This window comes from Escherichia sp. MOD1-EC5950 (assembly GCF_002965345.1).
Taxonomy (GTDB): domain Bacteria; phylum Pseudomonadota; class Gammaproteobacteria; order Enterobacterales; family Enterobacteriaceae; genus Escherichia; species Escherichia marmotae.
This window is the reverse complement of record NZ_PTSR01000001.1, coordinates 82,026-103,771: the sequence shown is the minus strand read 5'-3', so window position 1 is coordinate 103,771 and position 21,746 is coordinate 82,026. Positions and strand designations below refer to the sequence as shown.

The window sequence follows — 21,746 nt, the reverse complement described above, 5'->3', positions numbered from 1 at the left end:
GCTCCTTAAAGTTCCGCGTACATGCGACCGGGGTTAAACACACCGCAAGGGTCGAGCTGCTGTTTAAGCTGCTGGTGATAGCGGAATAAAGGGGCAGGCAACGGAGCAAAACTGCCATCACCTGGACTAAAGCGAGTTGCGTGACCACCAGCGTTGCGGGCGATACGGTGGATTTGATTGTCATCGGCTGTCGATTTCAGCCAGCGTAACGCGCCCCCCCAGTCGATCAGTTGCTCGCCGGGTAAATCCATCATCGGTGCATCGGTGGGTAATGAAATGCGCCACAAAGTCCCTGGTAACGAGAAGAATGGCAGTTGTTGTTCACGCAATTGCTGCCAGAACTGACCCGCAACCTCTTCGCCCCCAAGCAGTTCACGCGCCGCTTTTACCGAGCCTTCACCGCCTTCAAGGCGGAGCCACAAGCCGTTGTCGAAGTAACATAAACCGCTAATGGGTAATGGCTGGAGTTGCCACTGGGCGATTTCGTTCATGGCTTCTTGCAGGCTGATTTCCCGACGCAGGCTGATAGTGGCGCGCGGTCGAGGCAACACTTTCATTGAGATTTCAGTAAGTACGCCAAGACAGCCATAGCTTCCGGCCATTAGCCGTGAGAGATCGTATCCGGCAACGTTTTTCATCACTTCGCCACCAAAACGCAGATGTTTTCCACTGCCGGTAATAATGCGCGTACCGAGGACAAAATCGCGTACCGAACCGCTCCACGGTCGACGCGGCCCCGCCAGACCGCAAGCGACCATGCCGCCCCAGGTGGCTTCTTCACCATAATACGGTGGCTCGCAGGGCAGCATTTGCCCCGCACTTTCCAGCGCCGCTTCAATCGCCATCAGCGGCGTTCCGGCACGAGCGGTGATCACCAACTCGGTCGGGTCGTAATTCACAATGCCGCGATGACAACGCACATCCAGCGTTTGCCCGGTGACAGGGCGACCTAAAAAGGCTTTGCTATTGCTTCCCTGAATCACCAGCGGCGTTTTATTACTAATCGCCTGATTCACCTGTTCCAGCAGCGCCTGGCTGTAATCACACTCACGTAGCATCAGAAACGCTCCAGTTCAGGGAAAGGTAAATGACCGTGGTGCACGTGCATGGCACCAAATTCAGCGCAGCGGTGTAGCGTGGGAATGTTTTTTCCAGGGTTCAGCAAACCATCGGGGTCAAATGCCGCCTTGACCGCATGGAAGGTCGTGATTTCATCGCTGTTGAACTGGGCGCACATTTGATTGATTTTTTCGCGCCCAATGCCATGCTCCCCACTGATGCTGCCGCCCACTTCCACGCAGAGTTCGAGGATCTTCCCACCCAGCGCTTCCGCGCGGGCAAATTCGCCGGGTTCATTGGCATCGAAAAGGATTAACGGGTGCATGTTACCGTCTCCGGCATGAAAGACGTTGGCGACGCGTAAATCATATTGCTGCGATAAACGAGCAATGCCTTCCAGTACGCCAGGCAGCGCGCGGCGTGGGATGGTGCCGTCCATGCAGTAGTAATCGGGAGAGATGCGCCCCACCGCCGGAAAGGCGTTTTTACGACCGGCCCAGAAACGCACACGCTCCGCTTCGTCCTGCGCCAGACGGACGTCAGTCGCGCCCGCTTTCCGTAAGATGTCGTTAACCCGTTCACAATCTTCCTGTACGTCAGACTCCACGCCGTCCAGCTCGCACAATAAAATCGCTTCGGCATCAACGGGATAACCGGCATGAATAAAATCTTCTGCCGCGCGAATCGACAGGTTATCCATCATCTCCAGCCCACCAGGGATAATGCCATTGGCGATGATGTCACCGACGGCGAGTCCGGCTTTTTCTACCGAGTCAAAGCTGGCTAACAGAACCCGTGCCACGGGGGGCTTCGGCAGCAGTTTTACCGTCACTTCGGTGGTCACGCCGAGCATACCTTCTGATCCAGTAAACAGCGCCAGCAGGTCAAAACCCGGCGAATCCAGCGCGTCCGATCCCAGTGTCAGCGTCTCTCCGTCCAGCGTTTGCACTTCAATTTTCAGCAGGTTATGTACGGTAAGCCCATATTTCAGACAGTGAACGCCACCGGCATTTTCCGCCACATTGCCGCCAATGGAACAGGCGATTTGTGAAGAAGGGTCCGGCGCGTAATAGAGATTATGCGGCGCTACGGCCTGGGAGATAGCCAGATTACGCACGCCCGGCTGCACGCGCGCACGGCGACCGACGGGGTTTATATCGAGGATCTCTTTAAAGCGCGCCATCACTAACAACACGCCTTTTTCCAGCGGCAACGCGCCGCCAGAAAGCCCGGTGCCCGCGCCACGAGTCACCACCGGCACACGCAGACGGTGGCAGACAGCCAGAATCGCCGCCACCTGTTCTATCTGCTTAGGCAGAACAACCAGTAATGGACGCGTGCGATACGCGCTCAACCCGTCACACTCGTAAGGAGTGATCTCCTCATCGGTATGCAGGATCTCGAGTCCGGGGACATGCTCACGCAGTGCCATCAGTACCGATGTTTGGTCGACATCGGGTAAAGCGCCATCAAGACGCTCTTCGTACAAGATGCTCATGAGTAGGGTTCGCTTTGTTGTGTTGTGTGGTAGCTGATTTTTGCGTGCTGCTTCTGTGAACAGTTATTAAGCGGGCTTTTTGTTTTCGTCTATCTCTTTAGTTACCGGTCAGACCATTTTTTTTCCAGCTCTGTGACCACGCATAGGTTAATTCAATGTTAAATTGATGTAACATAATCACTTGCATGATGTGCGTGTTTCGCGAATTAAGAACAGAAAAATTGGTCCTACCTGTGCACGAGGTCCGGGAATGAAAGATGAACGTCGCCCTATTTGCGAAGTGGTTGCAGAGAGTATCGAACGGTTAATTATCGACGGTGTGTTGAAGGTCGGGCAGCCGCTTCCCTCGGAACGTCGACTGTGCGAAAAGCTCGGCTTCTCGCGTTCCGCACTGCGTGAAGGGCTGACGGTGCTGCGCGGGCGCGGGATTATTGAAACGGCGCAGGGGCGCGATTCTCGGGTCGCGCGACTTAATCGGGTACAGGACACCAGTCCGCTGATCCATCTGTTCAGCACGCAGCCGCGAACACTGTATGATCTGCTCGACGTCCGGGCATTACTGGAAGGCGAATCAGCAAGGTTGGCGGCAACGCTGGGAACCCAGGCTGATTTTGTATTGATAACTCGCTGTTATGAAAAAATGCTCGCCGCCAGTGAGAACAACAAAGAGATTTCACTGATCGAACATGCGCAGTTGGATCACGCTTTCCATCTCGCTATTTGTCAGGCTTCCCACAATCAGGTGCTGGTTTTCACTCTGCAATCATTGACCGATCTGATGTTTAATTCGGTGTTTGCCAGCGTGAATAATCTCTACCATCGCCCCCAGCAAAAAAAGCAGATCGATCGCCAACATGCGCGGATCTATAACGCGGTTTTGCAACGACTGCCGCATGTGGCCCAGCGCGCGGCCCGCGATCATGTGATGACCGTGAAAAAGAATCTCCACAATATCGAACTGGAAGGTCACCACTTGATTCGCTCGGCGGTGCCGCTGGAGATGAGCCAGAGTTAGCGGGCGTTAAATCTGCTTTTCATACAAGCGGTAACGCTTATATGGCTGTGCGCCAATACGTTCCAGCATGTTATTCATGCCCGTATTGGTTTCGAGGATCCATGACATCTCCAGCGCGTCGATCTTCCTGCGGGTAAAGGGATCGCGTAATGCTTCAATCAGCAACAGCGCGATTACCGGTCCGATACGACTAAACTGATATTCGTCGCGCACACCCATTAGCGGCACTCGCGCAGTGCGCATACCACTGACTTTTAAGCGCCACAGCAATTTTGCCCAGCCGAGGGGAAAGAGCGATCCATTCAGATCAGCAATCGCCTCGTTGATGTTCGGTAAGCCGACAACAAACGCGCAGGGTGCAGAGTCTATCTCAGCAATGTAGATCATATCGTCCGGCACCAGGTATTTAAGCTGATCGCCCATGGTGGCAAATTCGCGTTCGGTAAACGGCACAAAGCCCCAGTTGTGCTGCCAGCCAGAGTTGAAAATCTCACGCAGGATCTGCATCTCTTCAGCAAACCGCTGGCGATTGATGCAGCGAATGGTCACCTTTTTGCGTACCTGATCCATCAGTTTTTTTAGCGCCGGAGAGAAAGTGAGATCGGTTCGCTGCATCCACCACGCCAGTAAATCAATGCCTTTCTGATAGCCCAATTGCTCGAGATGCGCGGCATACCACGGTTTGCCGTGCGGCATCATCGCGCAGGGCGGCGTATCAAACCCTTCAATCAGTAACCCACTCTCCTGATTGATATTCAGGCTGAAGGGGCCAGTGATGTTGCGTGCCCCTTGTGACTTCAGCCACCCTTCCGCTGCGTCAAATAAGGCTGCAAATACCTGTGGATCATCAATGGCGTCAATCATGCCAAAATGCCCCGTATCTTCGCCGTATCGCTCGCGGTGCAAGGTATCGATTTGCGCCGTAATGCGCCCGACTATCTGCCCCTCTTTTTTTGCCACCCACGCCTGCCAGATAATATGGTCCGTTCCCGGATTCTTTTGTGACAGATGCTCACTGCGTTCAATGCATAAAGGGGGGATCCAGTTTGAATCATTGGAATAAAGTGACGACGGAAAAGCGATAAATGCCTTTAAGTCATTTTTATTTATTACTTTTTCAATTTTAATCATCAGCAGATCGCATTCCATATTTACGTGGATAACAAATAATTAACGGTGAAAAACAGGCTGCAACTGCAACGAACGGCACCTTCATAATCCACCCAATGAATACAAACGAAGATAAAATAATATTTATTAATAATTACGGTAAAACCAGAGCCTGCGTAAGACGGTTAATAATGCCTTTTATAGACTTAATGCGACCAGACAAGGCATTACTTAATACATTCATAAATTAAATATCATTCACAATAAGAAACAAAAAAACAGAACTTATTATTTTAATCAATGTTCAATATCGCACCAATGAAAATACTATCTCATTTATCTTTTATGCATATATAATCCACCGCATTATTGTCATTTTATTTTTGATATCCAATTTTCTTGTGGTGTATATGTCCAATAAAATCTTTACGCATTCCCTGCCTATGCGCTATGCCGATTTTCCAACGCTGGTTGATGCTTTGGACTATGCCGCTCTGGGTAACGCCGGAATGAATTTTTATGACAGGCGTAGCCAGCTTGAAGATGAACTGGAATATCACACTTTAAAAGCACGTGCGGAAACAGGAGCCAGGCGACTGTTATCGCTAAACCTGAAAAAAGGCGATCGCGTGGCGCTGATTGCGGAAACCAGTAGCGGGTTTGTCGAAGCGTTTTTTGCCTGCCAGTATGCCGGATTAGTCGCTGTCCCACTGGCGATTCCGATGGGCGTCGGTCAGCGGGATTCATGGAGCACAAAACTGCAAGGGTTGCTGGCAAGCTGCCAGCCTGCGGCGATTATCACTGGTGATGAGTGGTTGCCGCTGGTCAATGCCGCGACGCAGGGCAAACCCGAGTTACATGTTTTGAGCCACGCCTGGTTTAAAACCTTGCCAGAAGCCGATGTTACGCTCCCGTTGCCAGTGCCAGACGATATCGCCTATCTGCAGTACACCTCCGGCAGCACCCGTTTTCCCCGTGGCGTCATCATCACTCATCGCGAAGTGATGGCCAATCTACGTGCCATCAGCCACGATGGCATTAAATTACGCCCAGGCGATCGCTGTGTCTCCTGGCTACCTTTCTACCATGATATGGGGCTGGTCGGTTTTCTTCTGACACCTGTCGCCACGCAGCTTTCAGTGGATTATTTGCGCACCCAGGATTTTGCCATGCGCCCACTGCAATGGCTTAAATTGATCAGCAAAAATCGCGGCACCGTCTCCGTTGCGCCACCATTTGGCTATGAATTGTGCCAGCGCCGCGTGAATGAAAGAGATCTCGCTGAACTGGATCTCTCCTGCTGGCGCGTCGCCGGTATTGGCGCAGAGCCTATCTCCGCCGAACAACTCCATCAATTTGCTGAATGTTTCCGTCCAGTTAACTTTGACGATAAAACGTTTATGCCGTGCTACGGACTGGCAGAGAACGCGCTGGCTGTCAGCTTTTCCGATGAAGCCTCTGGGGTTGTGGTTAACGACGTGGATCGCGACATCCTCGAATATCAGGGGAAAGCCGTTACGCCGGGTGTTGAGACACGTGCCGTATCAACTTTCGTCAACTGCGGTAAAGCGTTGCCGGAACATGGCATTGAAATCCGTAATGACGCGGGGATACCGGTAGCGGAACGTGTGGTGGGCCATATTTGCATCTCTGGCCCCAGCCTGATGAGTGGCTACTTTGGCGACATGGCTTCACAAAACGAGATTGCCGCGACGGGTTGGTTAGATACTGGCGATCTCGGTTACCTGCTGGACGGTTATCTGTATGTCACCGGGCGCATTAAAGATCTGATTATTATTCGTGGCCGCAATATCTGGCCGCAGGATATTGAATATATTGCGGAACAGGAACCGGAAATTCACTCTGGCGATGCCATTGCTTTTGTTACCGCCCAGGAAAATATTATTTTGCAGATCCAGTGCCGGATCAGCGACGAAAAGCGCCGCACGCAGCTTATCCACACGCTGGCGGCGCGGATACAAAGCGAATTTGGCGTAACTGCGGCTATCGACCTGTTACCGCCCCACAGTATTCCCCGCACCTCTTCCGGCAAGCCCGCCCGCGCAGAAGCGAAAAAACGTTATCAGAAGGCCGTTGCCGCTAATCCTCATGTTCAGGGATCTCTCGTATGAATCAAACTGTCGCGGTGACGGGCGCTACCGGGTTTATCGGGAAATATATTATCGATAACCTGCTCGCCCGCGGCTTTCACGTTCGCGCTTTGACGCGTACTACCCGCGCTCACGTTAGCGATAATCTCATCTGGGTGCGCGGTTCGCTGGAAGATACGCATTCGCTTAGCGAACTGGTTGCCAGCGCCAGCGCGGTGGTCCATTGCGCCGGGCAAGTGCGCGGACACAAAGAAGATATCTTTACCCGTTGTAACGTCGACGGCAGCCTGCGCCTGATGCAGGCGGCAAAAGAGAGCGGCTGCTGCCAACGTTTCCTGTTTATCTCTTCACTGGCGGCGCGTCATCCCGAACTCTCCTGGTATGCAAAATCTAAATTCGTAGCCGAACAACGACTGGCAGCAATGGCTGGCGAAATCACGCTGGGCGTTTTTCGTCCAACTGCAGTGTATGGCACCGGCGATAAAGAGCTAAAACCGCTGTTTGACTGGATGCTGCGCGGACTTCTGCCACGTACTGGCGCACCAGATACGCAGCTCTCTTTTCTGCACGTCACCGATTTCGCCCAGGCTGTGGGTCAGTGGTTAAGCGCCGATTCCGTACAGACGCAAACGTATGAATTATGCGATGGCATCGCCGGAGGTTATGACTGGCGACGTGTCCAACAGCTTGCCGCTGTAGCCCGTTGTGGTTCTGTGCGGATGGTCGGTATTCCTCTGCCGTTACTCACCTGCCTTGCGGATATCAGTACCGCGTTGAGTCGCCTCGCAGGTAAAGAACCCATGCTGACCCGCTCGAAAATCCGTGAATTAACCCATGCCGACTGGTCGGCAAGTAATAAATGTATTTCTGAAGATATTAATTGGTTTCCCGGGGTTAGCCTGGAACACGCATTACGCAACGGGCTATTTTGATTGTCTTGTTTAAAGGTGTGTTAACGTTTCTATGATAAATCGTGAAATAGTAATGGATTACATCCTTTCCTGTTTACAGGAGTTGGTCGAAAACGGTGTGGAAATTAAGCCTGACAGCGATCTCGTCAACGATCTCGGCCTGGAGTCGATCAAAGTGATGGATCTCTTAATGATGCTGGAAGACAGATTCGATATTTCCATTCCTATTAATATTCTGCTGGATGTCAAAACCCCTGCGCAATTAATGGAAACTCTACTTCCATGGCTGGAGAATAAATAATGGGGCTTTATGATAAATATGCGCGCCTTGCTGGTGAGCGGCTGCAATTTAGTGATAACGGTTTAACGCCGTTTGGCACCTGTATTGATGAAGTGTATTCCGCCACCGAAGGCCGTATCGGCAATAAAAAAGTGATTCTGGCCGGGACCAATAATTATCTCGGATTAACCTTCAATCATGATGCCATTGCGGAAGGTCAGGCGGCGTTAGCGACCCAAGGCACCGGCACCACCGGTTCTCGTATGGCTAATGGCAGTTATGCGCCGCATCTGGCATTAGAGAAAGAAATTGCAGAGTTCTTCAATCGCCCTACCGCTATCGTTTTTTCAACCGGTTATACCGCGAATTTAGGTGTCATCAGCGCACTTGCCGACCATAACGCCGTGGTGTTACTCGATGCCGACAGCCACGCCAGTATTTATGACGCCTGTTCTCTCGGCGGTGCGGAAATTATTCGTTTCCGCCATAACGACGCCAACGATCTGGAGCGTCGCATGGTTCGCCTCGGTGAACGGGCAAAAGAGGCGATTATCATCGTTGAGGGCATCTACAGTATGCTCGGTGATGTGGCACCGCTGGCAGAAATCGTTGATATCAAACGTCGCCTCGGTGGTTATTTGATTGTCGATGAAGCGCATTCGTTTGGCGTATTAGGCGCAACGGGCCGCGGACTGGTTGAAGCCGTTGGCGTTGAAGACGATGTGGATATTATCGTCGGCACCTTCAGTAAAAGCCTGGCCTCCATTGGCGGTTTTGCCGTGGGTTCGGAAGCGATGGAAGTGCTGCGCTACGGCAGCCGCCCGTATATTTTTACCGCCTCGCCTTCCCCTTCCTGCATTGCGACCGTGCGCTCGTCGTTAAAAACCATTGCCACACAACCAGAGCTGCGGCAAAAGCTGATGGATAACGCCAACCATCTGTATGACGGGCTACAAAAGTTGGGTTATGAGTTAAGCTCGCATATCAGCCCGGTAGTGCCGGTGATAATCGGTTCGAAAGAGGAAGGGTTACGTATCTGGCGCGAGCTTATCTCGCTGGGCGTTTATGTGAATCTTATCCTGCCGCCTGCCGCACCTGCGGGTATTACGCTGCTGCGCTGTAGCGTTAACGCCGCTCACAGCCGCGAGCAAATCGATACCATCATTCAGGCATTTGCTACCCTGAAGTCGTAATATTGGCCCGCCGTGGTGTTACGCCACGGCTGGATTAATGTTGCCTGTCATACCAATACACCAGAATCAACGCCACCAACACAAACGCTACCGGTAAACCGAGCGCGGTAACGGGCGCGCTCAACGCAAATAGCAATCCCAGATTGACCATGATTTGATAGCTGATCCAGGTAAGCAAGCCAACGATGACGCCTACAGCAAGACGGCTGCCCATCCCCGGCGAGCGCGGAGTGCTAAAGGTAAAGGGTACAGCCAGTAAAATCATCGCCAGAGTTAAGATGGGTTGCCCCAGCTTTTCCCACAGTGCAAGGCGGTATTCGCTGCCCGGTTGTCCGGTTTCCTGCAAATAATGGATGTAATGGTTGAGCTGACGGACAGAAAAAGTATTCCCCGGCATCGATAACTCTTCGAGATTCATACTGGTGAATGCCGATTGCCAGGCAAGATTGGCTAATGCTTCCTGCGTTTCTTTACCGTTAAGCCATTTTTTGTGATTCACGCCGTGCAGGATCCACGTTTTGTCGTTTTCAATGGTGGCACTGCGTGCATAAATGTAGGATTCGAGCGAGAGATCGTCGCGGTAATGAAATATCTCCACGCCCACAGGCTGACCCAGTTCATTCAGCGATTTCACCGTCACAAATTCATTGCCGCGCCTGGCCCACAGCATATTGCCGGTAATATCATCCTCATCTCCCAACGCTACCGCGGTAGATTTGATTTGCAGTGCCTGTTGCTGCAATGGCGACGCAACCCACTCATCAATCGCGCCTAACGAAAAAGTCCACAGTATTCCGGCGACCAGCGCCACCAGTGCAATACGGAAAATAGAAAAACCCGTGCTACGAATGGCGGTAAGTTCGCTGTTTTTCGATAGTTGCCCCAGGCCAACAATCCCACCCAATAACGCGATAAATGGTGCAAGCTCGACCAGTGTGCGCGGTAAGGTCATCAGTACCACCAGCACCGCCTGAGTCCAGCGATAACCACCAGGGCTGACATCATCCAGTTCGTTAATCAGGTTGAAGGTGGTAAAAAGCGGCAACAGTAGCCCGGCCGCGGCAGCAAAACCGAGGAAGATATGGCGGATTAAATAGCGACTGAAAACATTCATCGGGAAAATTTCTGCAGCAAAGAGAAGTCGCGAGCAACCAGCATCAACAGACCTATTAGCATGAGTCCGGGCACTAACCACAAACCAGGAATGAGGGGAATCGCGCCATTAGCCACCAGGGTGCGGCAGACGTCGCCGCCATAAAAAATGGCAATAAACAGTAATGTCAGTGGCAGTAACGTAGAAAATCGCCCCTGCCGCGGTTTTACCCGGCTTAAAGAAATAGCCAGCAGTACCATCAACAACGCCGTCAGGCCACGGCTTTGTCGCCATTGCAGCTCGGCATGATCGGCAGGAAAGACAGAGTGTGCCAGTTCCGTGACCGATTTCGCTTTGCGTTTGACGTTAGGGCTTTGATCCAGCGGATTCAGATGTAATTGCAGATTACGGTAAAGCTGTTCGTTGTCGTCACGGCCCTGATGATCGAGAAGATAGGCAGTTCCGTTATGCAACATAACGGTAGGTTTCTCGGGTGATGGGTCGACCACATCGACCGAACGGGCGCGGAAAATACGTGTTCGATTGGCGGTAGAAGTATAAATCAGCGCATCGGTCAGGCGGTTATTATCTTGATCAACCGTCTGAGAGAGGATCATTCGTCCGTTATCGTTAGTGTTAAATTTCTTTGCCCGCAACTGGCGAACATCCAGCTCCGACTGCGACTGTTGCTCCAGTTGATAAATCTGCGCATAAGCCCACGGCCTGCCATACATCGACAACAGAGTGACAAAAATACTTAGCGGTATCGCCAGGTAAAGAACGGCTTTGTACAAACGCGCCGGACTGCCTCCCGCCGCAGAGATAGCGGTAATTTCTGAATCGGTATACATCTGCCCAAGCGTCACGCCAACCGACACATACAGGCCAACCGGTAATAACATCTCCAGTGCAATCAGCACCTTGTAGAAAACGATATCCAGTACAACATCAAGCGCTAAGGTTCCATTTGCCGCTTCGGTCAGATAACGCTGTGCGGAGTAGCTGGCAAAAATAAAGATCAGAAAACCGATGATAATCAGCACCAGACGGCGCGTACCACGCATGATGTAGTGCTCAACCAACTTCATCTCACTAACGCCCTCAATCCTTTGAATTTTTTATTCATTGATCAGCTTATGTGCCAACGCAATAACATGATCTACTTCTTCCGGCACCAGGCTACCGTCCTTTGCCCACTGGATTTGCCCGTATTTATTCAGCACCAGAATGGTTGAACTCTGCTCCGGCAGTTGCCAGGCAAGACGTCCCAGACCATTGGCGTCAATAACAAATTGCGCCCACGGATAGCGGCGTTTATTTTTTTCAATTTTACCTGCCACGAAATAACCGGTGCCAAAGATGGCATCATCGGTGTTCACTATGGTGGTGGGCTGAAAACGATCCTGAGGGAAATTTGCTATTTCTACTGCTTTGATTAGCAATGAGTTCTTTTTCTTTGCCGACTTTCGCCCGGCAATATACTGGATAATACGAACTTTTCCCGCCAGTTGCGTGCTATTCCACTTTTGGTAGTGAATCTCTTCGTTATTAAGCAGCAACTCACCGCCTTCCTGGATATAAACAGGGGGAACCGGTTTTCCTGTGACGAAATTGTGTGCCTGCGCACCAGGTAATAAGAGCATGATAATCAGTGCGACAATCAAACGAGATAACATCATTACCCCGGTTATAGCGGAAAACGCGAAATCAGCAGTTCTAAACGCTGACGAATATCGCTATCGAGTGCCACTGGTGCATCATACGACTGGCGATTTTCCATATCGTCCGCCACCATGTCGTCGTGCTTATCTCCCATCAGGCCATTAATGGCTGCGAGAAAGCGGGAAATCTGCAACGCCTCTTTATTTTCAGGATCAAGCGATCTTAACGTGTCGTAATAAGAAACCTGCTGGCTGATGATTTTTCGCACATCATGAAATTCCCTGCCTGTAAGCTGTGGTTTGGCAACAATCTCCTTCAGAATGTGCATTTGCTTCTGGCGATAAGCGATAAAGCCGTTCACGCTTTCTAACTGGCTATGGCGTAATAAATAACTCACCAGCCACCATACAAGAGGGCTTAAATAAATATGTAACAAGTTTCCGTAATACGACACGATATTTTTCTTACCGTTACGAAAACCGTCCTGAAAACGCCCAAGAAAAACCGTCGTTTTGCCGAATAAGAATCCCGCCCGGTGTTTTTTTAAATACAACCGTTGGGCAAAACGTAGATGCTTGTAGCGCGCTCGCATGTATTTAAACTGTTTGCGCTCGTCAGACGTAAGCTCCTCACCTTTGGACTGTTTGCGGATTAAATGCAGTAACTCCTGACGATTAACACCATTCAGCCAGAATTGCAGACATAACGCATAGTTATCCTGAATGATTTCAGCAGTACAACGCAAAGCAATTGTCGATGGTAAACTGACCCACTCATCAATAACATCATCTTCCTCAACCGCAACAAATAAACGCTCGCTCGCCTCAAGCGGGAAATATTTTCTCATCATCAGGATTTCTCTCCGGCTGCGTTATAACGCAATGAATGGCGCTGAAAAAACGCCTTTAAGGTCGGAATTAATGAGAGCGCCACATCCAGACATTGACCGCCGAAATAGGCAAACGCCGCCCCCAGCACGCCAAACAGATGGCAGAACATGAACAGCAACACGATGTAGCCGATTGAAGCGATGGTTTGCGCCACGAGAAAAGCGCGTTGTTTCCCCGCCATCAGCAGCAATGATTCCTGCGGGAAACCCAGCATCGAAATAACAATCGCGCCCAACATGACCTGAATCAGGTCATATGCTTCGAGATATTTAACGCCAAATACCAGCGAAATAAGTGGTTTACCAACGATCAACACCGCAAGCGCAACCAGAATGCCGATCCCGCCCGCCAGCAAGCCGGACTTCACGCCTAACAACCACGGTCTGGTGGTTCGAGGATCTAAACGCATCACTTCAGGGTAAAAGCTCTTACCCAGCAAACTGGCGGGCGTTCCGGCAGCGTCAAAGAATGTCATAGCGATTTTAAATAATCCGGCGGCCGCTGGCCCTAACACGATCCCCACCAGCACCGTGCTGCACGAGTTACGCGCCGACCAGATGGAGTGAGCAATGTTGGTTGACCAGACAAAACTCCACGCGCCTTTAATGTGTCTGGCAGACTCAAACAGATTTAATTTGAAGGCGTTATGGATATTTCTACGACGCAGTTCACGCGCAGCAAACCACCAGTACATCGTGCCACCAACCAGATTCGAGGCGTACCAGGCGATCACGAAGCCCGCAAAACCAAAGTCAAAATACCAGGCAATGACGCTTCCCGCCGCACGCAGAAAAGGTTTCGTCGCCTGCTGCACCGCAATTAAGTCGAAGCGATCCACTGCGCGCAAAATGCCGGTCGGCGTGGAGGAAGCCATTGAGGGGATAAGCGTGCAATAGAGGGCCGCCAGCCAAAAACTTTGCTCATCCAGACCTAACGAGTGAGAAAGAAATGGCAGCAAGGCAATGCCGCCGACAATCGCCACCGCACCACTGACGATATCCAGCGAAAAGGAAAAAGAGACAACATTGCGAAATTGTTGGGGATTATTATTGGTTAAGGCTGGCGTGCCATACTGCACTACCAACTGCCATGTCTGAAACTTAATAAAATCACTGATCGACTTGGCATACGATTGCACAATCACCAGTACGCCAAACATGGCTGGCGTCATCCCTTTCCCTGCGCATGAAAGCGCCAGTAAACCCAGCAAAGCGCTCACGACATTGCTGGAGCCTAACCAGGCGCTATTGCGAATAATGGTGCGAAATGCGCCATCTGCAAACCAATGTTTGATGTTAAAACCCGCCAATTCAGCCAGACCTTATCGTTGAAAATGAAAAACAGCCCGCCAGCCTTAAGTTAAACGTCGGCGGTCAGAAACGATGGCAACCAGAGAAACCGCTTTCTGTGCCTGTTCCAGCACTTCGCTGTAGGGCGCTCTGGAATCAATCTCTAGAATTTTTGTGCCGTTATAGCCAATCTTCGACATGACACCGATTTTGTCCTGCAACTCGGCATAGTCATGGTCAGGCTTGCGGGAGATAGCAGTATCAATATCAATACCCAGACGAATGATTAATTCCGGGCGGTATTGCGCCATTTGTTGGTATAACTGCCGCTCACGCTGCGCCAGGAACATGTTGATTTTCCCGGCCGCACGTTCGACGCCAATCCCAGGACCGTCATAATAGAAACCGGAAATTTCAGCCTGCGGAAAGCGATCGCTGACCACCAGAACACCACTTTGCGCCAGTCGCTGAACTTTGCGCAGATTTGCCATTCTTCGCAGCGAAAAGCCGTACATAATCGCCGCCGCCCAAAGCGCCGGAGATTGGGTTTTCATACTTTGGGTTTTGGAGGATTTTGCCGCCAGTCTCCGCTCCAGCCAGACACCAACAAACGGTAAGCGTTTAATTTTGTCGCCGTCTTCGCCCGAGAGCAGCCCCAGATAGCGGCGCTCGGTTTGCCAGTGCTGTTGCAGTGATTTCACCAGATCGGTGGTCAGCGTGGATTTCCCCGTGCCATCACACCCGACCACCGCAATCAGCCCTGGAATGTAGTTGGGCTGCGGCGCAGTTGTACTATTAGCAGTTTGCGTGTGTAGTGCATCCATTCGTTAAATTATCCCTTATCCATTTTGGTGATCAGGAAAGCGCGGCGTGAATTGAGCGTAGTGACACTTGCAGGACTTCATCGGCGGGTTGCCGCCCATCCAGTTCAAGGATCTTTGCGCCATTGAACGTCAGTTGTGGCGTGACGGCGATTTTTTCCTGTAACGCCGCCAGTTGATGGTCGGGCTTACGCGAAAACGCCGTCTGTTCATCAATAGCAAGACGAATCAATAACACAGGTAAATAAGACGCCATCCACTGGTATAGTTTCAGTTCGCGCTGCCTTAACATTTTTATCCAGCCGTTACCGCCAGTAGTTTTTGCCAGTTGCGGGCCATCAAAGCGAAAACCCGGCACTTCAACCTGCGGGTAGCGATCTGTAATGAGCAGATAGCCTTGCTGGCTTTTGCGCAACATTTTGCGAAACTTGTACGCCCGCCAGCAAGAAAGCAAATAAATAACCAGCGCGGTAATATTACCGGGCGGCGTTGAAGGCTTTTCATGCACATGTGCCGCTTTGCCTCGCAAATAACGGCCAAAAGGTGCACCAATAATGGGGAGCTGTGAAATCCACTCACCAATTCGCCCGGACGATTGCCCGAGATAAATGTGTTCTGTTGGCATTTTTGCTGCCAGTTCATTCACCAGGCTTGCCGTGAGGGTCGATTTACCCGAACCATCACATCCCACAATGGCAATAACGCGCACTGGCGTGGAATTAATTATTGACATATTACGTTGATTCACGAAAAACCCGGCAGCAAATAATGTATTGAATATTACGTGGCCCGTGCTCAGAATATCCGTTCAACCTTATTGTGACAATGGTTAATTGTGGTATTACCCTGAATTACGCTTTCATAAAAACATATTAACCAAATAAATATTTTGGGTGGGTATTTAAATTTAAGGATATATTCATGCAATCAATAACCCCTCCGTTAATTGCCGTTATCGGCAGTGATGGTTCAGGCAAGTCAACGGTGTGTGAACATCTCATTACCGTTGTCGAAAAATATGGTGCCGCAGAAAGAGTTCATCTCGGGAAACAAGCAGGGAATGTGGGGCGAGCAGTAGTCAAATTGCCCTTAATGGGGAAATCACTTAATAAATCTATTGAACGCAATAAAGTGAAAACGGCGAAAAAATTACCGGGTCCCGTTCCGGCGCTGGTAATTACAGCATTTGTCGCCCGTCGCTTACTACGCTTTCGCCATATGCTTGCCTGTCGTCGTCGCGGGTTAATTGTTTTAACCGACCGTTATCCGCAAGACCAAATTCCTGGCGCTTACGATGGTACGGTGTTCCCGCCTAACGTTGAAGGCGGTCGTTTTGTCTCATGGCTGGCAAGTCAGGAACGTAAGGCGTTTCACTGGATGGCGAGCCATAAGCCTGATCTGGTCATCAAACTCAATGTCGATCTGGACGTTGCCTGCGCGCGTAAACCCGACCACAAAAGGGAATCGCTGGAAAGGAAGATAGCCATAACGCCGCAGTTAACCTTTGGCGGTGCACAACTGGTTGATATCGATGCCAATCAGCCGCTGGAGCAGGTGCTGATTGATGCAGAAAAAGCGATTAGGGATTTTATGACGGCACGAGGTTATCACTAGTCAGAAGTGATAATGCCCGATCGCAGGGAGCGGGCATTATCAGGAAGGTTAAATAAGCTGCAATGCTATCCAGTACAGACTACCAGACAGAAAAATTGCCGCCGGTAAGGTAAACACCCATGCCATCAGGATACTGGTTACCGTTTTACGCTGTAACCCACCGCCATCCACTACCATCGTCCCCGCCACCGCAGAAGAGAGTACGTGCGTTGTGGAAACAGGCATACCGATGTAACTGGCAAGACCGATAGACACTGCCGCCGTCATTTGCGCCGCCATGCCTTGCGCATACGTCATGCCACGCTTACCAATTTTCTCACCGATGGTCATCGCCACACGACGCCAGCCAATCATGGTGCCGATACCGAGCGCCAGTGCTACCGCCATGATAATCCACACCGGAGCGTACTCAATGGTGCTTAACATATCGCTGCGCAGTTTTTTCAGCAGGTTCTGGTCTTCTTTGCTAACGCCTGGCAGTTTCGTCAGTTTCGCGGAAGTATCAGAGATGCAAAGCATAATGCGCCGCAACTGACTGCGTTGACTTACGTTTAACGGCTCGTAGCTTTCCATATTGCCCGGCAGCATCGTTTTGACACGAGCAATCGCATCAAAAGTATTTGCTGGATGACAGTGGAACTCCGTCGCTTGCGTGCCTTCAGTTGATGCCGCAGGCAACGGGGGTTCCATCGCAATCAATTTCTGCGGCAGTTCCGGATGCTGTTGCAGATAGTGTTCGAAGTTGGTCACTGCATCGCGAGTACGGGTAATTTCATAGCCGGAAGCATTCATATTGACGACAAACCCGGCGGGCGCAATCCCCACCAGAACCAGCATCACCAGGCCGATCCCTTTCTGTCCGTCGTTCGCGCCGTGCGAAAACGCTACGCCCGCAGCGGAAACAATCAGTGCAATGCGCGTCCAGAATGGCGGCTTACGTTTACCTTTTTTCTTTTTGCGATCTTCAGGAATGCGGTGAATACGGTCACGCTTTTTCGTTCCGCTCCAGAAACGGCGCAGCAGGAAAATCAGCCCTCCCGCAATGACAAGACCGACGATAGGGGAGACAATCAGCGAGGAGAAAATCTTGGTCACTTCACGCAGGTTTAACGCATCCATCACCGATGAGCCGGTTAACAGCGCGTTGGTTAAACCAATGCCGATAATAGCGCCAATCAAGGTGTGCGAACTGGAGGCCGGTAAACCAAAGAACCATGTTCCCAGATTCCAGATAATCGCCGCCAGCAGCATGGAAAAGACCATCGCCAGACCATGAGTTGACCCCATATTCAGCAACAAATCGGTTGGCAACATATGGACGATGGCATAGGCGACGCTAAGTCCGCCAAGCAATACACCAAAAAAGTTAAAAAATGCTGCCATCACCACAGCAAGTTGTGGCTGCATGGCACGGGTATAAATAACGGTTGCGACCGCATTCGCTGTGTCATGAAAACCATTAATTGCTTCATAGAACAACACAAACGCCAGAGCAAGTAATAACAAAAGCCCCGTATATACATCAAGGCCAACAAATAAATTTAGCATATATTAGATTACGCCATTTTGAATTTACGAACGAACGCATTATCAGTGACTTTAATGGCATGGGCAAAGTGAAATATCGCTTTTTAGTGATAAAAACAATGTTATTTCTTTAGGATCAGGGAATAAGTCACCATTCAGAAATCACGGAAAGAATTCATGACAAAGAATTTTAACCCCTAATATATTTATATTATGAATTTATTAATCTAAATAAATCCACCCGATAAATGTTTTGATTATTACACAAACAATTTTCCGCACTGGTTATTTCCATAATCAGTGCGGTTTATGGCAAAGTTTATTACTCTTTCACCACAATTAACGGTTCAATATCACTCTCTTTCTTGATGACCAGTGATTCATCTCCGCGCAAGCAAGTCCCACCGTAGTTACCGCCAACAGTAAAGGTACATACCTGAATGTATTTACCGTCCACTTTTGGCAGACACCACAACTGCTGGTAAATGTTTTTCTGCTCGGCAAATTTACCGCTGGTTTTGTCCAACACCTCTTCATGATGGCTGACGAGGTCGATATTGCTGCCACAGCGACCGGCAATCGGCTTCACGGCGTAACCGGTTTTCACCAGCTCATCATTAACGGTGAAATCGGTATCCAGCAGGTAGCGATGGTGCGGGAACAACGACCAGAGGATCGGCAGAATCGCTTTGTTGCCAGGGATCACCGTCCACAGCGGCTCAAAGACCAGTACTTCCGGACGCAGCAGAACGTCTATCAGGCGCACTTCATTTTGCGGATGGCCGGTACGGATCGGCACCGCAGCAAACTCACGGTCGCTGACTTCGCGAATCTGATCAAACGCGGTTTCCCATGCCCAGGTTTTCCACACGCAGTTAACCAGTCGCCCTTCCCCATCAATCAGTTGCCCGGCAGCATCCCAGCGCAGCTCGTCTAACCCGCGCAAGATACGCGTTTCAAAGCCCGCCTGTTGCAGCGCCTGCTCCATAAACTGCGCGTGATAGTTCTCCTCGATATCTTTGTCCTGCATGATATGGACAAACGGACGTGCACGACTGTGTTTCCAGGCTCCAGCCAGTTCGTTAATCAGCCCTTCAGCCGGATTGAAGCCGTTGCCTTTATAGCCTTGCTCCGCCCAACGTTCGAGGATCAAGCCCGCTTCAGTATGACAGGAGGCAGAATCGGCGTTGTATTCATAGACTTTCAGGCCGCGCTCATCCATGCAGAAATCCATACGACCGGTGATCATATGGTGACGGCGACGCTGCCAGGAGAGACGCAAACGCGGCCAGAGGATTTTCGGAATGTCGAACAGCGCCAGCAGATTGTCATCTTTCAGCACCTTGTCGGTGGCGTGGAGATACATCAGGTGCAGCTCGTTGGTGGCTTTAATCAGCTCCTGCTCGGCACTCTCGGTAATGGTGTAATAATGATACGGATCCTGATTGATCACTTGACCGTTCGCCTGCACGTAGGCGTTTTGTAGCGGATCTTTTTCATCCAGCCATTTGCCGTCAAACTGGCCTTTGTTTTCCAGCCGCGCCCCACTGATTTTCAACAAATCACCTGCAATTTCCGGCTGCGGTAAACTGTGTTCGGTATCTTCTGTCTGGATCATCCAGCCCAGGATGGTGGTGTCATCGAAGGTGTCTTTCAGGGTATAGCAGCCGTTTTCGACCACCATTTCCAGCTCACGCGTCCACTGTTGCCCTTGCGGCAATGGAGAATGAATCACGTTCTGTTCCGCAATACGGACTTTATTGCCGCGTAATTGGGTAATGATGGCGACATGGCCGGTGTCTTTAAATTCACCGCCCTTATCCCAAATAAGAAGCGCTCCTGCGACCGGCGCACGCGGCGAGCCGTTAGGAAATGCCTGCAATGGCAGGATGTTGTCGTTAACCACTTCACGCAGGAAGCGCAATGAGAAAATCTCCCACGCCATGCCCACATCGGTGAAGACCACACCGTAATTCAAAAAGAGAAAACGGCGAGCAAATTCAACACATTGCCATTTGTGGCCCATATATTCATCGTCGATATAGCTACGGAATACGGCGTCATCTTCGTATTCCTGCGGATCGAGAGAACTGTAATCTGAAGAGTAGATTGCTACACCACCGGGGGCGTAGCCCAATAATGTCCCGAACGGGGCATCCTGGCTGGTCGTTCCTTTGCTCATCACTTTACCTTTAACAATACAACCTAAGCAGTTGGCGTAATTGTTGTGCTCTGATTACCTGCTCAGCGACATTAACCGGACAGAGGTCTGACTTATCATACACCTCAACGCAGCGGCTGGTGCAAAGGGTTAAAAAATTCACAATCTGTACAGCAAGCGAGCTGCTACACTGCTTCAACACTACCACTCAGAAGGCAATTCAGTATGACAGACAATACTTATCAGCCCGCGAAAGTCTGGACGTGGGATAAATCTGCTGGCGGCGCGTTCGCCAATATCAATCGCCCGGTTTCTGGTCCGACGCATGAAAAAACGCTGCCTGTTGGCAAGCACCCGTTGCAACTTTATTCGCTGGGTACGCCAAACGGTCAGAAAGTAACGATTATGCTCGAAGAGCTGCTGGCGCTGGGCGTCACCGGCGCAGAGTACGATGCCTGGCTGATTCGCATTGGCGATGGCGATCAATTCTCCAGCGGTTTTGTCGAAGTGAACCCGAACTCGAAAATCCCGGCACTGCGCGATCATACGCATAATCCGCCGATCCGCGTGTTTGAGTCAGGTTCGATTCTGCTTTATCTGGCGGAGAAATTTGGCTACTTCCTGCCGCAGGATCTGGCGAAGCGCACTGAAACGTTGAACTGGCTGTTCTGGTTACAGGGTGCTGCGCCGTTCCTCGGTGGTGGTTTTGGTCACTTTTACCATTACGCGCCGGTGAAAATTGAGTACGCCATTAACCGCTTTACTATGGAAGCCAAGCGTCTGCTCGACGTGCTGGATAAGCAACTGGCGCAGCATAAGTTTGTGGCGGGCGATGAGTACACCATTGCTGATATGGCAATCTGGCCGTGGTTTGGCAACGTGGTGTTAGGCGGCGTGTATGATGCCGCAGAGTTTCTTGATGCGGGTAGTTATAAACACGTGCAACGCTGGGCGAAAGAAGTGGGTGAACGTCCGGCGGTGAAGCGTGGGCGTATTGTTAACCGCACCAACGGACCGCTGAATGAGCAGTTGCATGAGCGCCATGACGCCAGTGATTTCGAGACAAATACAGAAGATAAGCGTCAGGGGTAATGGTTAGCGTTCGTCGCAGCAAGCCCTCCAGACCGATGTAGGCCGGATAAGGCGTTCACGCCGCATCCGGCAATCAGGCAATCAGGCAATCAGGCAATCAGGCACAATGCCTGATGCGACGCTCGCGCGTCTTATCAGGCCTACGAAAGCATCCGACTTTAATTATCACGCGCTGGTAATGTCGTAATCCATATTGCGCAGCGCGTCTAATGTGGCTTTGGCTTCATCTTCATCGATGATGCTCATGGCAAACCCGACGTGCACCAGCACCCACTGGCCCAGCAAATCAGCCGGATTGCCTTCGCAAATCAGGGCGATATTCACGTCGCGCTTGATACCACAAACTTCAACCTGCGCAAGTTGGTGAATATCTTCACCGACGGCCAGCACCTGGCCAGGAACGCCAATACACATTGTTAA

General features: G+C 50.9%; 20 protein-coding genes. 7 read left to right on the top strand and 13 right to left on the bottom strand.

The annotated features are described in order from the left end of the window. Positions 1-5: 5 nt before the first annotated feature. Entirely contained in the window at positions 6-1,058 is a 1,053-nt protein-coding gene (glcE, locus tag BEA93_RS00570) for a glycolate oxidase subunit GlcE (protein WP_000943105.1), read from the bottom strand. Next, positions 1,058-2,557: a glycolate oxidase subunit GlcD gene (gene glcD, locus BEA93_RS00565; RefSeq protein ID WP_000026086.1), complete on the bottom strand. Its 1,500-nt coding sequence runs from the start codon at positions 2,555-2,557 to the stop codon at positions 1,058-1,060. The genes glcE and glcD overlap by 1 nt, the downstream gene beginning before the upstream one ends. 250 nt (positions 2,558-2,807) lie before the next feature. Here glcD and glcC point away from each other — a divergent pair, with 250 nt between their 5' ends. Further along, positions 2,808-3,572: a transcriptional regulator GlcC gene (gene glcC, locus BEA93_RS00560; RefSeq protein ID WP_001517090.1), complete on the top strand. Its 765-nt coding sequence runs from the start codon at positions 2,808-2,810 to the stop codon at positions 3,570-3,572. A gap of 6 nt (positions 3,573-3,578) precedes the next feature. Here the strand turns inward: glcC and yghO are convergent, their stop codons facing one another. Beyond that, a complete protein-coding gene (yghO, locus tag BEA93_RS00555) occupies positions 3,579-4,721 on the bottom strand; it encodes a protein YghO (RefSeq protein ID WP_105224380.1) in 1,143 nt (380 codons plus the stop codon). Between the two features lie 371 nt (positions 4,722-5,092). Here yghO and BEA93_RS00550 point away from each other — a divergent pair, with 371 nt between their 5' ends. From BEA93_RS00550 to spt, 4 genes are read left to right on the top strand one after another with little or no spacing between them, the layout of a single operon-like run. Further along, positions 5,093-6,814, top strand: a complete 1,722-nt coding sequence (locus tag BEA93_RS00550; protein WP_001517092.1) for a fatty acyl-AMP ligase — start codon at positions 5,093-5,095, stop codon at positions 6,812-6,814. Next, a complete protein-coding gene (locus BEA93_RS00545) occupies positions 6,811-7,725 on the top strand; it encodes an NAD-dependent epimerase/dehydratase family protein (protein WP_061091047.1) in 915 nt (304 codons plus the stop codon). The genes BEA93_RS00550 and BEA93_RS00545 overlap by 4 nt, the downstream gene beginning before the upstream one ends. 31 nt (positions 7,726-7,756) lie before the next feature. Beyond that, positions 7,757-8,005 carry an acyl carrier protein gene (locus BEA93_RS00540; RefSeq protein WP_105224381.1) on the top strand — a complete coding sequence of 83 codons (249 nt, stop codon included), beginning with the start codon at positions 7,757-7,759 and terminating at the stop codon, positions 8,003-8,005. Continuing rightward, the gene (spt, locus tag BEA93_RS00535; RefSeq protein WP_000524948.1) at positions 8,005-9,177 is read left to right on the top strand and encodes a serine palmitoyltransferase; all 1,173 of its coding nucleotides are present in this window, start codon (positions 8,005-8,007) and stop codon (positions 9,175-9,177) included. Before BEA93_RS00540 ends, spt begins: the two co-directional genes overlap by 1 nt. 34 nt (positions 9,178-9,211) lie before the next feature. On the opposite strand, the gene lptG is transcribed toward spt, so the two are convergent. Genes lptG through BEA93_RS00500 form a run of 7 tightly spaced genes read right to left on the bottom strand, consistent with a single transcriptional unit; the run spans position 9,212 to position 15,680 of the window. Beyond that, entirely contained in the window at positions 9,212-10,291 is a 1,080-nt protein-coding gene (gene lptG / locus BEA93_RS00530) for an LPS export ABC transporter permease LptG (RefSeq protein ID WP_105224382.1), read from the bottom strand. Then, positions 10,288-11,358, bottom strand: coding sequence for an LPS export ABC transporter permease LptF (gene lptF, locus BEA93_RS00525; protein ID WP_105224383.1), 1,071 nt, complete (start codon positions 11,356-11,358; stop codon positions 10,288-10,290). The genes lptG and lptF overlap by 4 nt, the downstream gene beginning before the upstream one ends. 30 nt (positions 11,359-11,388) lie before the next feature. Continuing rightward, a complete protein-coding gene (locus BEA93_RS00520) occupies positions 11,389-11,946 on the bottom strand; it encodes a YtfJ family protein (protein WP_000952663.1) in 558 nt (185 codons plus the stop codon). 11 nt (positions 11,947-11,957) lie between these two features. Continuing rightward, positions 11,958-12,782: a hypothetical protein gene (locus tag BEA93_RS00515; RefSeq protein ID WP_105224384.1), complete on the bottom strand. Its 825-nt coding sequence runs from the start codon at positions 12,780-12,782 to the stop codon at positions 11,958-11,960. Continuing rightward, positions 12,782-14,131: a lipopolysaccharide biosynthesis protein gene (locus tag BEA93_RS00510; protein ID WP_000896902.1), complete on the bottom strand. Its 1,350-nt coding sequence runs from the start codon at positions 14,129-14,131 to the stop codon at positions 12,782-12,784. Before BEA93_RS00510 ends, BEA93_RS00515 begins: the two co-directional genes overlap by 1 nt. Positions 14,132-14,176: 45 nt before the next feature. Next, entirely contained in the window at positions 14,177-14,935 is a 759-nt protein-coding gene (locus BEA93_RS00505; RefSeq protein ID WP_000339328.1) for a hypothetical protein, read from the bottom strand. Positions 14,936-14,966: 31 nt separating this feature from the next. Then, a complete protein-coding gene (locus BEA93_RS00500; RefSeq protein ID WP_072274938.1) occupies positions 14,967-15,680 on the bottom strand; it encodes a dTMP kinase in 714 nt (237 codons plus the stop codon). A 173-nt stretch (positions 15,681-15,853) separates the two neighbouring features. Between BEA93_RS00500 and BEA93_RS00495 the strand changes: the two genes are divergently transcribed. Then, positions 15,854-16,546, top strand: coding sequence for a dTMP kinase (locus tag BEA93_RS00495; RefSeq protein WP_016249209.1), 693 nt, complete (start codon positions 15,854-15,856; stop codon positions 16,544-16,546). Between the two features lie 48 nt (positions 16,547-16,594). Here the strand turns inward: BEA93_RS00495 and pitB are convergent, their stop codons facing one another. Together pitB and gss are read right to left on the bottom strand one after the other, a co-directional pair. Next, a complete protein-coding gene (gene pitB / locus BEA93_RS00490; RefSeq protein WP_061091048.1) occupies positions 16,595-18,094 on the bottom strand; it encodes an inorganic phosphate transporter PitB in 1,500 nt (499 codons plus the stop codon). 301 nt (positions 18,095-18,395) lie between these two features. After that, positions 18,396-20,255: a bifunctional glutathionylspermidine amidase/synthase gene (gene gss / locus BEA93_RS00480; protein WP_001517098.1), complete on the bottom strand. Its 1,860-nt coding sequence runs from the start codon at positions 20,253-20,255 to the stop codon at positions 18,396-18,398. Between the two features lie 204 nt (positions 20,256-20,459). Here gss and yghU point away from each other — a divergent pair, with 204 nt between their 5' ends. Further along, positions 20,460-21,326 (top strand): glutathione-dependent disulfide-bond oxidoreductase, encoded by an 867-nt coding sequence (gene yghU / locus BEA93_RS00475; protein ID WP_000131798.1) that lies wholly within the window; start codon positions 20,460-20,462, stop codon positions 21,324-21,326. A gap of 165 nt (positions 21,327-21,491) precedes the next feature. Here yghU and hybG read toward each other — a convergent pair whose 3' ends face one another. Then, complete coding sequence (gene hybG / locus BEA93_RS00470) at positions 21,492-21,740, bottom strand: hydrogenase maturation factor HybG (RefSeq protein ID WP_000334894.1); 249 nt, start codon at positions 21,738-21,740, stop codon at positions 21,492-21,494. Positions 21,741-21,746 lie beyond the last annotated feature (6 nt).